This window comes from Labrys okinawensis, from assembly GCF_002982075.1.
In the GTDB taxonomy this organism is placed as follows: domain Bacteria; phylum Pseudomonadota; class Alphaproteobacteria; order Rhizobiales; family Labraceae; genus Labrys; species Labrys okinawensis_A.
Genome location: NZ_PUEJ01000015.1, coordinates 88,259 through 99,675, shown reverse-complemented (window position 1 = coordinate 99,675; position 11,417 = coordinate 88,259). Strand labels below are relative to the sequence as shown.

The window sequence follows — 11,417 nt, the reverse complement described above, 5'->3', positions numbered from 1 at the left end:
TGATTTTTGTCGTTTTCGGGCGGCATAAGCCTATTTATCGGGAAGGGGATGGGCCTCTTCCCTCAAGCGCCGGACATGCCGTTGCCGACCCGTTTCAACATCTTTGCTTTTGCGGATGACGCCTTCCCATTGCCGGCCTTCATGCCGGGCATGGGCATGAGTGTCCGCAGTCAGTGCGAGGGTGCCGGCAGCGACCTGTCGAACGCGAACCGTTTGATCGTCGCCCGACTGGCGCAGGATCACACGAGACTCTGAACCGGCGGCAGGGCAGTCCCCTCCGCCTTGATGGCAGGAGGGTATGTACGCCCACGGCACACTCCACATCCACCGAGCAGCAGGCATGCGCACGGGCCTGTCCGAGCTGCGTTTCCGGCTTGGCCGTTGGCCCGCGTGCACATCATCATGCTGTCATCTTTTCGTCTTTTCGTTGCCGGACAACTGTCCAGCTAGACCAGCCAACGGGGCTGGCCGGGAGTCAGACAGCGAAACTAGAGCAAGGCGCGTTCAAGGCTGAACGCTCGTTTGCTCTAGCCCTTTGTTTAGACGCGTCCTTGCGTTTCCTGGCGCTCCCGGGAAATCGCAAAACGCTTTGGCCGCCGGCCGGGCAACCGGCCATCCATTCCTCCAGCCAGTGTTAACTCCAGGAGTCGAGCGTTGAGGTAGTCATGTCGTCCCACCCCGCTTTGATATTGAATGCCGATTTCAGACCCTTGCGGTATTTTCCGCTGTCGCTGCTGTCGTGGCAGGATGCGCTGAGGGCCGTGTTTCTCGACCGCGTGAGCGTGGTGGCGGAATATGATGCCGTGGTGCGCAGCCCGTCGACGACGATGCGCCTGCCCTCCGTCGTCGCCTTGCGCGATTATCAGAAGGTGGAGCGCACGGTGCCGTTCACCCGTTTCAACCTGTTCCTGCGCGACGGCTTCACTTGCCAATATTGCGGCGATGGCTTCCAAGCCCGCGATCTCCAATTCGAGCATGTGGTTCCCCGCTCAAAGGGCGGCGCCACCTCGTGGGAGAACATCGTGGCGGCCTGCGGCGACTGCAATGCCCGTAAGGCGGACCGCATGGACATGAAGCCCTTGCGCAAGCCCGCGCGGCCGTCTCCCTGGGAACTCCTGGAGGCCAGCCGGCACTATCCGCACAACTATCTGCACGAAAGCTGGGTCGACTATCTCTACTGGGACAGCGAACTGGTTTCGTGAGGATCGTCGATCCGGAAGAGGGCGGTGGCGACACCGCCCTCTTTTTGCGCGATCATGGCTTGATCGATCGAAATTGCCTTCTATAGCGTTTTGCGATTAGACGGAGTCACCAAGAATCGCAAAGACGCGTCAGAACAACGAGTTAAAGCAAATAAGCGTTCACGCTTGAACGCGCTTTGCTCTAGGAGAGAAAGATGCCGGAACTGACCGATTTCAAGGTGCTGACGTTCGATTGCTACGGCACGCTGATCGACTGGGAAACCGGCATCTGGAATGCGCTCCAGCCCCTACTCAGCGCCGCCCGGCGTACCATCGGCCGCGAGGAAGCGCTCGCCGCCTTCGCCCGCCGCGAGACCGAGCAGGAACTCCAGACCCCTTCGCTGCTCTATTCGACCCTGCTCGCCGTCACCCATGCCCAGCTGGCGCAGGACTGGGGCATCGCCGTCCATGCCGACCTGCATGAACGCTTCGGGGCTTCCGTGCCGGACTGGCCGGCCTTTCCGGATTCGGCGGAGGCGCTGGCTTATCTCAAGCGGCACTACCGGCTGGTCGTGCTTTCCAATGTCGACCGCCGCAGCTTCGCGGCCAGCAACGCCAAGCTCGGTGGCCTTTTCGATGCGGTCTACACCGCTGAGGATGTCGGCTCCTACAAACCCGATCCGCGCAATTTCAGCTATCTGCTCGAGCATTTGTCGCTGCAGTTCGGCCTCGAACCGGCCGATGTGCTGCACACCGCCCAGAGCCTGCACCACGATCACGTCCCGGCGGCGCGGATCGGCCTGGCACGGGCCTGGATCGACCGCCGCGCCGGCAAACAGGGCGGCGCCACCTTGGTGGTCGAAGGTGTGCCAGAGCCGGATTTTCACTTCCACAGCCTCGGCGCGCTGGCCGAGGCGCATCGCAGAGCACTCGCCACTCACTTCTGACCTGTCACGGCGATTGTCTGTTTCTGCCGCGGGGCGTCAGTCCGTGCGCGGCACCTTCCGAGTTCGTCGATCTCTTATCGCAGCCATGAAAGTGCGCAATACTGTCTGATGGAACGCCTCGCTGAACCGGCCAATATGCGCGGCGGGATCGAAATAGAACGACTTCTCCAGTAGGTCGTGGTTGTACTCGTCCAGCATGACCCACAGCGGCATGTCGTCGAGACCCGCCCGTCTTCGTTCAAGTTTCGGCACCTCCAATGCCAGTCTGTCCGGGGAGGGAGGCGAAGAGGTGATGGGAAGAATGAAGAGATTGGTCTTGCCTGCCTTGTCGACGACGACGGCGACCAAAGAGACCGGACGTGCTTTTCGTCCTTCCGTCTCGCCGGCCCCGTGCTGCCGACGCCAGAGATAATCATAATGCCAAAGATCACCGGATCGAGGTTTTGGCATGAACCGGCTCTACTTTAAACCCGCTTCCGCTTCCTCGAGCAGCTTCAGGTGCTCGGCCGGTATTTCCTCGATGGCATAGCTGCGGCGCGGATCGCCTGCGAAGCGTCGTTCATACGTTTCGATATCCATCAGCACGTAGCGAGCCTTGCGATGCCGGGTGATGGCAATCGGTTCGTGCTCGGCGGCTGCGAGAATGTCACCGAGGTTCTGTTTCAATTGCGTGGAGGCGAAGGACTTCATGTCAAGCTCCAATTTAGACAAAATAGACAAATTGGACAAGATTTGCAAGATTTCCTCCATGCAGCCTTGATTGCAGATAGGCTGACCGGTTCTGCCTGATCGGTGCCATCTGATCGCCGTTGCGGATAATCCGGATGAGTGCCGGGCTGTGCAGCACGGACCGCCCCTTGGCGCCGAGCTGGCGTTGCAGATCTCCGGTGAAGCTTATCTGCTCCCTGACCGGAGTGCCGCCGACATTCCGAGGCCACGCCGCTAGACTGGAACGGCCACCTTGAAAATAGGCGACCGTTTCATCCCATGTTTCAAACCAACGATTGGGCTGATCGGGGCGAGAGTGGTCCTCGAAGAATTTCATTTCCGGAATGTCGTAAAACCAGCGCAAGACCTGGACTGCATCGACATCCGTTCCAAAGAATGATGTTTGCATGTCGCTCCCTCTCGGGTCTTGCGCCTGATGCTCGTGCTTCCGGGCTACGGCGCCCTCGCGTCGATCAGGCCCTGCTGGCGCAAATCGCTCCAGAAGGCGTCGGGAATGGCAACACCGAGCAGGCTGACATTCTCGGCCGCCTGTTCCGGCGTGACGGCACCCGAGATCACGCTCGCCACGAGCGGGTGACGCAGCACGAACTGGAAGGCGGCCGCCTTCAGCGGCACGTTGTGAGCGGCGCAGACGGCCTCGATCCGCCGCACCTTCTCGATGATCTCCGGGGCGGCCGGCGTGTAGCGATAATAGGGCGTGGGCACGCCGGCGCCGGTGGCGAGGATGCCGGAGGCGAAGGGCGAGCCGATCACCACGCCGACCCCGCGCTCCTCGCAGAGCGGGAATTCGAGGTCGAGCGGGCCCTGGTCGATCAGAGTGTAGGGCATGGCGACCAGGAAGAAATCGAGGTCGAAGCGCTTGAGCATTTCGGGAATGGTGCCGAGCACGTTGACGCCGGCGCCGATGCCCTGGATCTCGCCGTAGTGCTTGAGCATTTCGAGCGCGCGCCAGCCCGAACGCTCCAGATCGAGGAAATGCTGGGCCACCAGGTCGGCCGAGCCGACATGCGGCACGTCGAGGTCATGGATGAGCAGGAGGTCGATGCGATTGATGCCGAGCCGCATCTGGCTCTGCTCATAGGCGCGCATCACGCCGTCATAGGTATAGTCGAAGCGCTCCTGGAAGGAGAGGCCGCCATACCAGAACGGTCCCTTGAAATTATCGACGTCCTTGGGCCGGTGAAAGGTGCGGCCGATCTTGGTGGAGAGGATGAAATCCGAGCGCGGGCGCTGCCGCAGCGCCTCGCCGAAACGCAATTCGCTGAGGCCGCGGCCATACCAGGGCGAGGTGTCGAAATAACGGATGCCGGCGTCCCAGGCGCCCCTGAAGGTGGCGCGGACCTTATCCTCGTCGAGGTTCTCGAACATGTCCCCCATCGGGCCGCCGCCGAGGCCGACGGGTGTGAGCATGACGGAAGTCTTGCCGAGCCGGCGAGGCGCGGCATTGCCGGGCATGAGGGGGAGCTGCATGGATTTCCGTCCCTGAAGTCTTGAAGGTTGGATTCTGATTTGTCCGACAATGGTAGTGGCAAACGGCTTGCTGTCCAGAGGGGATGCCTCTTGACGCCTCTGGAAAAGCGACCACCTTTCGCTCGGCGTCGATCTCGGCGGCACCAAGGTCACCGCCGCTCTGCCCGGCGATCTCTCCCTTCCCCATTCCCAGCTGGCAAAGGCCGCCGAATGAGCATCGACACCGCGCTGATCGATCGTCTGAGCCAAATCCCTGATTTCGGCGACGTCGCCGGAATCCGATGCTAAAGTCGTCGTTCATGAGGCGCGCAACGAAAGAATGACGACTTGGGAGCGCTGCAATGGCGACGGTTCGGTACATGGTTGCGGATGTCGAGCTTGCCGTAGCATTTTATACGAGTCATCTGGAATTCGGGCTCGAACGGCAATTCGGGCCTGCAATGGCGATCTTGAAGCGCGGCGATCTTTCGCTCTGGCTTGCGGGGCCGATGGCCTCCGCCGCAAGACCCATGCCTGATGGACGCAAGCCCGAGCCGGGCGGATGGAATCGCTTCGTCCTGGAGGTTCGGGATCTGCCGGGCCTGGTGGCTAGGCTGCGCGGGCGCGACGTGCGGTTTCGCAATGAGATCGTCGAGGGGCCGGGCGGCCGGCAGATCCTTTGTGAAGACCCCTCGGGCAATGTGGTCGAGCTGTTCGAGCCGGCATGAGCCTGATCGTCCCCAAAGCCTTCGTCTACCTGACCCGGGGGAGATCGGAGCTCTTGTTGCTCGCTCATCCCGGCCACCCCGAGGCTGGCCTGCAGGTTCCGGCTGGCACCGTAGAGGCTGGCGAGGATCCGAAGGATGCGGCTCGCCGCGAGTTGATGGAAGAGACGGGGCTGACGGCGTTCCGGATTCGGGCCTTCCTCGGCGAGACGACCCGCGACATGAGGCCGTGGGGCAAACAAGAACGGCATCGGCGCTTTTTCTTTCACGCCATCTTCACCGGCATTGCTCCGGCCCGCTGGCGCCATTTCGAGGACCACGGCGGCCCCGCCCCAATTCCTCTGGAGCTGTTCTGGTGGCGGCTGGACGAAGGCGAGCCCGATCTGATCGCGGGACATGGCGCCATGCTGCACCGAATTTCGCGCAGCGCCTGAGTTTCGCGATGCCACGCACCGAGGAAACTCAGTCCTGCGCCAATCGCTCCCTTGCCGTGCGCAGGATCGAGGCGGTGATGTCCTTGAGGCCCTTTTCGACGGCCCGGCTCCAATGCCAGTAGAGCGGCACCAGCAGCCGTGAGCCAGGGCGCATGGCCACGAGGGTTCCCTGTTCGAGATGGGCGGTCACCATGGAGAGCGGGTTCATGCCCCAGCCGAGCCCGGCGAGCGCGCCGTCGACGAAGCCGCCGGAGGAGGGGATCCAGTGGCTCGGGCGGCGAATGGGCTTGCCGAAGGTCTCGACCAGCCAGCGGTCCTGCAGCGCGTCCTTGTTGTTGAAGGTCAGGCAGGGGGCTTTGCGCAAGGCTTCCTCGTCGGCGCCATCCGGGAACCAGCGCCGCATGAAGGCAGGGCTGGCGGTGGCGATGTAGGTCTGCGTCCCGAGGGCGCGGGTGCCGCAGCCCTGGACCGGGCCCGGCGCGGTGGCGACGGCGGCGCTGACCTCGCCGCGGCGCAGCCACTCGGCGGTGTTGCTCTCATCGTCGAGCACCAGGTCGAACAGGCGTCCCTCCAGGCCGGACAGGGCGGGAAGGAACCAGGTCGCCAAGCTGTCGGCATTGACGGCGATGCGCACGGTAGGGGCGGGCCCCGGCGGCACCAGGCCCCCCAGTTCGCCGCGCAGTGCATGCTCCATCAGGCCGACTTCCTCGGCATGGCGGCAAAGCCGCTTGCCGGCCGGCGTCGCCGTACAGGGCTGTCCCCTGACGACCAGGCCGGTGCCCAGGCGCTCTTCCAGGAGTTTGACCCGCTGCGAGATCGCCGAAGGCGTCACCCCGATCTCCTGCGCCGCCTTGTCGAAGGAACCGGTGCGCACCACGGCGGCCAGCGCTTCCAGCAGCGCATAGTCCAGCATGGATTAATTTTCCTAATCCAGAGATAGGTTATTTAAATTTTCTAATTCTCATGGCGCGTGTAGTCAAACGCCATTCCCGGCGATCGGCAGGGATCGGGGAAGCCCGCAAAGGGGAAGACCATGACCAACGCGCTCATATCCGGATTCCTGCTCGGCCTCAGCCTGATCGTGGCGATCGGGGCGCAGAACGCCTTCGTGCTGCGGCAGGGTCTCAGGCGCGAACATGTGTTCTGGGTCTGCCTCGTCTGCGCTTTGTCCGATGCCGTGCTGATCAGCATCGGTGTCGCCGGCTTCCAGGCGGTGGGCGTGGCCGTGCCCTGGATCGAGCCGGTGATGCGCTATGGCGGTGCCGCCTTCCTCATCCTGTACGGCCTGCGCAGCTTCCGCTCGGCGCTTGCCGATCATGGCGTGCTCGATCCGGCCGATGGTGTGGGGCTTGGACTTGGCCCGGCGCTCGCCACCTGCCTCGCCTTCACCTGGCTCAACCCGCATGTCTATCTCGACACGGTAGTGCTGCTCGGCTCGATCTCCACGCAATATCAGGGTGCCAAGCTGGCCTTCGGTGCCGGTGCGGTCAGCGCCTCCTTCCTGTTCTTCTTCTCGCTCGGCTATGGCGCGCGCCTTCTGCGCCCGCTCTTCGCCCGGCCCGGTGCCTGGCGGGTGCTGGACGGGCTGATCGGCATGACCATGTGCGGGCTGGCGTTGAAGCTGGTGATGTGAACGGATTGAGGCCGGTCCTCAAACCGCCCCCCGCGCTCACTCCTCGTCCTTCAGGCGATAGCCGATGCCGGGCTCTGTCTGGATGATGCGGGGATTGGCGGGGTCGCGCTCGATCTTGGTTCTGAGCTGGCCGATGAAGACGCGTAGATAATGCAGGTCCTCGGCATGCGCCGGCCCCCACACCGAGGTCAGCAATTGGCGATGGGTGACGACGCGACCGGCGTGGCGTGCCAGCATGGCAAGCAGATCGTATTCCTTGGGCGTGACGCGAATGGCCTCGCCATCCCGGCTCACCAGCCGTTTCAGCGTATCGATGACAAGGCCGTCCCTCTCGAAACGGGTGGTGTTGCCCTCGTCCTGCGCCTTGTGGCGCAGGGCCGTGCGGATGCGGGCGATCAATTCGCCGATGCCGAAGGGCTTCTCGACATAGTCGTCGGCACCGAGATCAAGGGCGGCGATCTTCTCGGTCTCCCGGTCGCGCGCCGACAGCACGATAACGGGCACTTTCGACCACTCACGCACTTTGGCGATGATGTCCTTGCCGTCCATGTCGGGTAGGCCGAGATCGAGGATGACGAGATCCGGCGCGGCGGTGGCGATCAGGCGCACGGCGTCGGCGCCGTTGACAGCCGGCGTCACCTCGTAGCCGGCGGCGATGAGCGCCGGTTTGAGAAAACGCTGGATCTGCGGCTCGTCGTCGACAACCAGAATGTGCATGCGAAGGAACTTTCGACGGAACCGGGGGCGGGTCTGCCCGTCCGTGCTCGGGTGTGCCGATCTCCAGATCGGCGCAGGAACGGTATCGATGCCGGTCTGGAGATCGGCACAGCGGAAAGGTACATACCATCATGCCCCGGCCGGCAGGCGGATGACAATGCGGGTGCCGCGCTTGCGCACGGCAGGGCTTTCGGCGGTGATGGTGCCGCCCATCGCCTCGATGAAGCCGCGGCTGATCGACAGGCCAAGGCCGGTGCCCGGCGCGCGTCCGTCGACCTTGCCCCGCCGGTAGAACTTGTCGAAGATTCTCTCCAGATCATCGGGGGGAATGCCCTTGCCCTGATCGGTGATGGTAACAACCACCTCGTCGTCCTCGCGCCGGGCGAACACGGCGGTGGGCGTATCGTCTCCGCCATATTTATGGGCATTGTCGAGCAGGTTGAACAGCACCTGGCCGAGCAGGGCCTGGTCGCCGCGCACCGGCGGCAGGTCGGCCGCCAGGCTGGTTTCGATCAGGCGGGTGGGGAAGGCTTTCCGCGCGCGATCGACGGCGGTGCGGACGACGTCGGCGACGTCGAGGAAATCGCGCCTCGCATTGAGGGCGCCGGCTTCCAGGCGGCTCATGTCGAGGAGGTTGGCGACAAAGCGGCTCAGCCGGGCTGCCTCTTCTTCGATGGAGGCGAGCAAATCGTCGCGGCTTTCCTCGTTCATCTTGGTGCCGAGCTGGCGCAGCGTGGTGACGGCGCCGGTGATGGAGGCCAGCGGTGTGCGCAGATCGTGCGAGAGAGAGGAGAGCAGGGCGCTGCGCAGCTTCTCGCTTTCCTCGAGCGCGGCGGTGCGCACATTCTCCTTTGCGAGCTTGGCCCGGTCGATGGCGATGGCGGTCTGGTCGAGGATGGCGACGAGAATGCGCTCCTCGGCCGGGGAAAGCGGCTCGGCGCCCTCGGGTTGCGCCAGGCCGAGCACGCCCACGGCGCCGTTCGGGGTGAGGATCGGCCTGAACTCGAAGGCGATATTGGGCAGGGTGCCGGTTCCCCGGCCGGCGATCTCTCTCTTTTCAAAGGCCCAGCGCAGCGCCGTCATGTCGGTTGTATCCAGGCTGATGTCCGGCGGCCAGGCGGCGGCAACGGCGAGCTCGTCCTCCTGGGGCACGGCGATGACGACGCGTCCGTGCAGCGTCGCCTGGGCATGGGCGACCGCCGCCCAGAGCACGTCGTCCAGGCTGGTGATGCCGGAAAGCTTCCGGGAGAATTCGTAGAGCGACATGATGTTGGCGGCCCGCCGCCCTTCGCCCTCCGCCCGCTCGCGGACCCGTCCGGCGAGGTCGCCCGCCACCACGGCCACGATCAGGAACACGGCGAGGGCGAAGACCTCGTGCGGCTCGGCGATGGTGAAGGTGTAGAGCGGCGGAATGAAGAAGAAATTATAGGCGAAGAAGGACAGCACCGCCGCCGTGATGGCACTCCAGCGCCCGACCGTGAGGGCGCTGGCGAGCACCGCCATCAGGAAGAGCATGGAGGCGTTGGGCAGATAGACGAAATGCCTGAGGCCGACACCGATGCCGACTGCCGCCGCGACGCAGCCGACGGCCATGGCGAGACCGGCCAGGGAAGGCTGCAGGACGAGCCGGCGCCACCATTGCCGGGCGGGAGGGGCTTCGGCCACGGTGTTGGTGATGACGGTGACGTTGATCTCCTCGGAGCGGTGCAGGAGATCGTCGGCCAGGGAGCGCCCGGTGGCGCGCTGCCACCAGCTCGCCCTGCCGCTGCCGAGCACGATCTGGGTGACGTTCTCGGCGCGGGCCAATCTCAGAATTTCGCCGACATAGTCGTGGCCGTTGAGGCGCCTGACTTCCGCACCCAGGCGCTCGGCCAGACGCAGATTGGCCTCGAGCTCGGCAAGCGCCTCGCCGCCGACTTCCTGGCCGGGGCGCTCGACGGTCACGGCCAGCCAGTCCGCATTCAGCCCGGTGGCAAGCCGGCCGGCCGCTCTCACGACCTGCTGGGAAAACTTGTCGGGCCCGACGCAGACGATCAGCCTGTCGGCCGTTTCCCACGGTCCTTCGATGGCATTCTGGCGCAGATAGGCCAGCATCTGGTCGTCGACGCGCTCGGTCGTGCGGCGCAAAGCGAGCTCGCGCAAGGCGGTGAGATTGCCCGGCCTGAAAAAGCCGTCGGCAGCGCGCCTGGCATTGTCGGGCAGATAGACCTTGCCGTCTTCCAGGCGCTGGATCAGTTCGGTGGGCGTGATATCGACGACGATGACCTCGTCGGCTTTCTTGATCACGCTGTCCGGTACACTTTCGCGCACCGTCACCCCGGTGATGCGCGAGACGACATCGACCAGGCTTTCCAGGTGCTGGATGTTCAGCGCCGTCCATACATCGATGCCGGCGCCGATCAGCTCCTCGACATCCTGGTAGCGCTTGGGATGGCGGCTGTCCGGGGCATTGGTGTGGGCAAGCTCGTCGACGATGATCAGGCGCGGCCGGCGGGCGAGCGCCGCGTCGATGTCGAACTCTTCGAGCTCGCGGCCGCGATAGTCGACCGTCCGCCGCGCCAGGATCTCGAGCCCCTCGGTCAGGGCGGCCGTTTCACTGCGGCCATGCGTCTCGACGATACCGACAACGACATCGACGCCGGCCTGCTTTTCACGCCGCGCCCGCGACAGCATGGCATAGGTCTTGCCGACGCCCGGCGCCGCGCCGAGAAAGACGGTGAGCCGGCCGCGTCCTTCCCGCCCCGCCAGGGTCAGCAGGGCGTTGGGATCGGGACGTTTGTCGGGGGGACTGGGCATGGGGGTGATATGGTGTGCCGGTCTTCGGCCGGCATGTTGAAGAAAATGCCGGTCCGAAGACCGGCACACCGAAGAATTCACTTCTTCATAGCATCAAGCGCCAGATTCAGCGCGAGAACATTGACGCGCGGCTCGCCGATCACGCCGAAGAGCCGGCCTGACGTGTGGTTGTCGACCAGGGCTTTCACGTCCGCCTCCGGCAGATTGCGGGCCTTGGCGACGCGCTGGATCTGCAGCGCGGCATCGGCCGGCGAAATGTCGGGGTCGAGGCCGGAAGCCGAGGTCGTCACCGCGTCGGCGGGAACGGCGCCGGTCACGCCCTGCTTGCGCAGGGACTCGACCGAAGCGGCGACCCTGTCGGCCAGGGCCTTCGATGTGGGGCCGAGATTGGAGCCCGTCGAGTTGCTCGCATTGTAGGGCTGGGACACCGTCTTGCTGGGGTCGTTGGGATCGGTGCCCGAGGTCGCCGAGGGACGGCCCTGGAAATAGCGATCCGACGTGAAATTCTGGCCGATCAGGGACGAGCCGATCACCATATTGTTGCTGGTGATCAGGCTGCCGTTGGCTTGGCCGGGCAGGGCGACCTGGGCGATGCCGGTGACGGCCAGCGGATAGAGAATGCCCAGCAGCAGGGTGAACAGGGCCATCATCACGATGGCGGGACGAAGATGGATTAGCATGGGTTTGCTCCCTTGGAGAGCGAAAACGGGATTGCCTCGGAAGGCGGGAGCCCTCCCTGCGAGGAGGGACGGTGTGCGGGCGGTGGATCGGTTCGGCGCGGACAGAGCGAGCCAGCGGGCCACGCT

Annotated in this window: 14 protein-coding genes; 6 read left to right on the top strand and 8 right to left on the bottom strand. The window is 64.4% G+C overall.

Features of this window, described 5'->3' with window-relative positions; genetic code table 11:
- The first annotated feature begins 75 nt into the window (after positions 1-75).
- The 3 genes from C5L14_RS28445 to C5L14_RS28435 all read left to right on the top strand — a co-directional run bounded on the left by C5L14_RS28445 (position 76) and on the right by C5L14_RS28435 (position 2,128).
- Complete coding sequence (locus C5L14_RS28445; protein ID WP_146127045.1) at positions 76-255, top strand: hypothetical protein; 180 nt, start codon at positions 76-78, stop codon at positions 253-255.
- Positions 256-665: 410 nt separating this feature from the next.
- Positions 666-1,202 (top strand): HNH endonuclease, encoded by a 537-nt coding sequence (locus tag C5L14_RS28440; RefSeq protein WP_105865426.1) that lies wholly within the window; start codon positions 666-668, stop codon positions 1,200-1,202.
- Between the two features lie 194 nt (positions 1,203-1,396).
- Positions 1,397-2,128 carry a haloacid dehalogenase type II gene (locus tag C5L14_RS28435; RefSeq protein ID WP_105865425.1) on the top strand — a complete coding sequence of 244 codons (732 nt, stop codon included), beginning with the start codon at positions 1,397-1,399 and terminating at the stop codon, positions 2,126-2,128.
- Between the two features lie 36 nt (positions 2,129-2,164).
- Here C5L14_RS28435 and C5L14_RS28430 read toward each other — a convergent pair whose 3' ends face one another.
- From C5L14_RS28430 to C5L14_RS28415, 4 genes are read right to left on the bottom strand one after another with little or no spacing between them, the layout of a single operon-like run.
- Complete coding sequence (locus tag C5L14_RS28430; RefSeq protein ID WP_105865424.1) at positions 2,165-2,578, bottom strand: hypothetical protein; 414 nt, start codon at positions 2,576-2,578, stop codon at positions 2,165-2,167.
- Positions 2,579-2,587: 9 nt separating this feature from the next.
- Positions 2,588-2,818 carry a type II toxin-antitoxin system Phd/YefM family antitoxin gene (locus tag C5L14_RS28425; protein WP_105865423.1) on the bottom strand — a complete coding sequence of 77 codons (231 nt, stop codon included), beginning with the start codon at positions 2,816-2,818 and terminating at the stop codon, positions 2,588-2,590.
- A 13-nt stretch (positions 2,819-2,831) separates the two neighbouring features.
- On the bottom strand, positions 2,832-3,245 hold the full coding sequence (locus C5L14_RS28420; protein WP_105865422.1) for a hypothetical protein: 414 nt from the start codon (positions 3,243-3,245) through the stop codon (positions 2,832-2,834).
- Between the two features lie 44 nt (positions 3,246-3,289).
- Entirely contained in the window at positions 3,290-4,327 is a 1,038-nt protein-coding gene (locus C5L14_RS28415; RefSeq protein ID WP_245443625.1) for an aldo/keto reductase, read from the bottom strand.
- A gap of 341 nt (positions 4,328-4,668) precedes the next feature.
- Here C5L14_RS28415 and C5L14_RS28410 point away from each other — a divergent pair, with 341 nt between their 5' ends.
- Both C5L14_RS28410 and C5L14_RS28405 read left to right on the top strand, forming a co-directional pair.
- Entirely contained in the window at positions 4,669-5,034 is a 366-nt protein-coding gene (locus C5L14_RS28410; RefSeq protein ID WP_105865421.1) for a VOC family protein, read from the top strand.
- Positions 5,031-5,465, top strand: a complete 435-nt coding sequence (locus C5L14_RS28405) for an NUDIX hydrolase (RefSeq protein WP_105865420.1) — start codon at positions 5,031-5,033, stop codon at positions 5,463-5,465. Before C5L14_RS28410 ends, C5L14_RS28405 begins: the two co-directional genes overlap by 4 nt.
- A 28-nt stretch (positions 5,466-5,493) precedes the next feature.
- On the opposite strand, the gene C5L14_RS28400 is transcribed toward C5L14_RS28405, so the two are convergent.
- Positions 5,494-6,378, bottom strand: coding sequence for a LysR family transcriptional regulator ArgP (locus tag C5L14_RS28400; protein ID WP_105865419.1), 885 nt, complete (start codon positions 6,376-6,378; stop codon positions 5,494-5,496).
- A gap of 120 nt (positions 6,379-6,498) precedes the next feature.
- Between C5L14_RS28400 and C5L14_RS28395 the strand changes: the two genes are divergently transcribed.
- Positions 6,499-7,098, top strand: a complete 600-nt coding sequence (locus C5L14_RS28395; protein WP_105865418.1) for a LysE/ArgO family amino acid transporter — start codon at positions 6,499-6,501, stop codon at positions 7,096-7,098.
- 36 nt (positions 7,099-7,134) lie between these two features.
- On the opposite strand, the gene C5L14_RS28390 is transcribed toward C5L14_RS28395, so the two are convergent.
- The 3 genes from C5L14_RS28390 to kdpC form a co-directional block, all read right to left on the bottom strand.
- Positions 7,135-7,815, bottom strand: coding sequence for a response regulator (locus C5L14_RS28390; protein WP_105865417.1), 681 nt, complete (start codon positions 7,813-7,815; stop codon positions 7,135-7,137).
- Between the two features lie 129 nt (positions 7,816-7,944).
- Complete coding sequence (locus tag C5L14_RS28385; protein ID WP_105865416.1) at positions 7,945-10,611, bottom strand: sensor histidine kinase; 2,667 nt, start codon at positions 10,609-10,611, stop codon at positions 7,945-7,947.
- A 77-nt stretch (positions 10,612-10,688) separates the two neighbouring features.
- Positions 10,689-11,291, bottom strand: a complete 603-nt coding sequence (kdpC, locus tag C5L14_RS28380) for a potassium-transporting ATPase subunit KdpC (protein ID WP_105865415.1) — start codon at positions 11,289-11,291, stop codon at positions 10,689-10,691.
- Between the last annotated feature and the right edge of the window lie 126 nt (positions 11,292-11,417).

Bases quoted from the DNA above. Each gene is read 5' to 3' on its own strand.
- C5L14_RS28415 (WP_245443625.1), bottom strand. From the start codon at position 4,327: ATGCAGCTCCCCCTCATGCCCGGCAATGCCGCGCCTCGCCGGCTCGGC.
- kdpC (WP_105865415.1), bottom strand. From the start codon at position 11,291: ATGCTAATCCATCTTCGTCCCGCCATCGTGATGATGGCCCTGTTCACC.
- C5L14_RS28385 (WP_105865416.1), bottom strand. From the start codon at position 10,611: ATGCCCAGTCCCCCCGACAAACGTCCCGATCCCAACGCCCTGCTGACC.
- C5L14_RS28445 (WP_146127045.1), top strand. From the start codon at position 76: ATGCCGTTGCCGACCCGTTTCAACATCTTTGCTTTTGCGGATGACGCC.
- C5L14_RS28405 (WP_105865420.1), top strand. From the start codon at position 5,031: ATGAGCCTGATCGTCCCCAAAGCCTTCGTCTACCTGACCCGGGGGAGA.
- C5L14_RS28440 (WP_105865426.1), top strand. From the start codon at position 666: ATGTCGTCCCACCCCGCTTTGATATTGAATGCCGATTTCAGACCCTTG.
- C5L14_RS28430 (WP_105865424.1), bottom strand. From the start codon at position 2,578: ATGCCAAAACCTCGATCCGGTGATCTTTGGCATTATGATTATCTCTGG.
- C5L14_RS28420 (WP_105865422.1), bottom strand. From the start codon at position 3,245: ATGCAAACATCATTCTTTGGAACGGATGTCGATGCAGTCCAGGTCTTG.
- C5L14_RS28395 (WP_105865418.1), top strand. From the start codon at position 6,499: ATGACCAACGCGCTCATATCCGGATTCCTGCTCGGCCTCAGCCTGATC.
- C5L14_RS28410 (WP_105865421.1), top strand. From the start codon at position 4,669: ATGGCGACGGTTCGGTACATGGTTGCGGATGTCGAGCTTGCCGTAGCA.
- C5L14_RS28435 (WP_105865425.1), top strand. From the start codon at position 1,397: ATGCCGGAACTGACCGATTTCAAGGTGCTGACGTTCGATTGCTACGGC.
- C5L14_RS28390 (WP_105865417.1), bottom strand. From the start codon at position 7,815: ATGCACATTCTGGTTGTCGACGACGAGCCGCAGATCCAGCGTTTTCTC.
- C5L14_RS28425 (WP_105865423.1), bottom strand. From the start codon at position 2,818: ATGAAGTCCTTCGCCTCCACGCAATTGAAACAGAACCTCGGTGACATT.
- C5L14_RS28400 (WP_105865419.1), bottom strand. From the start codon at position 6,378: ATGCTGGACTATGCGCTGCTGGAAGCGCTGGCCGCCGTGGTGCGCACC.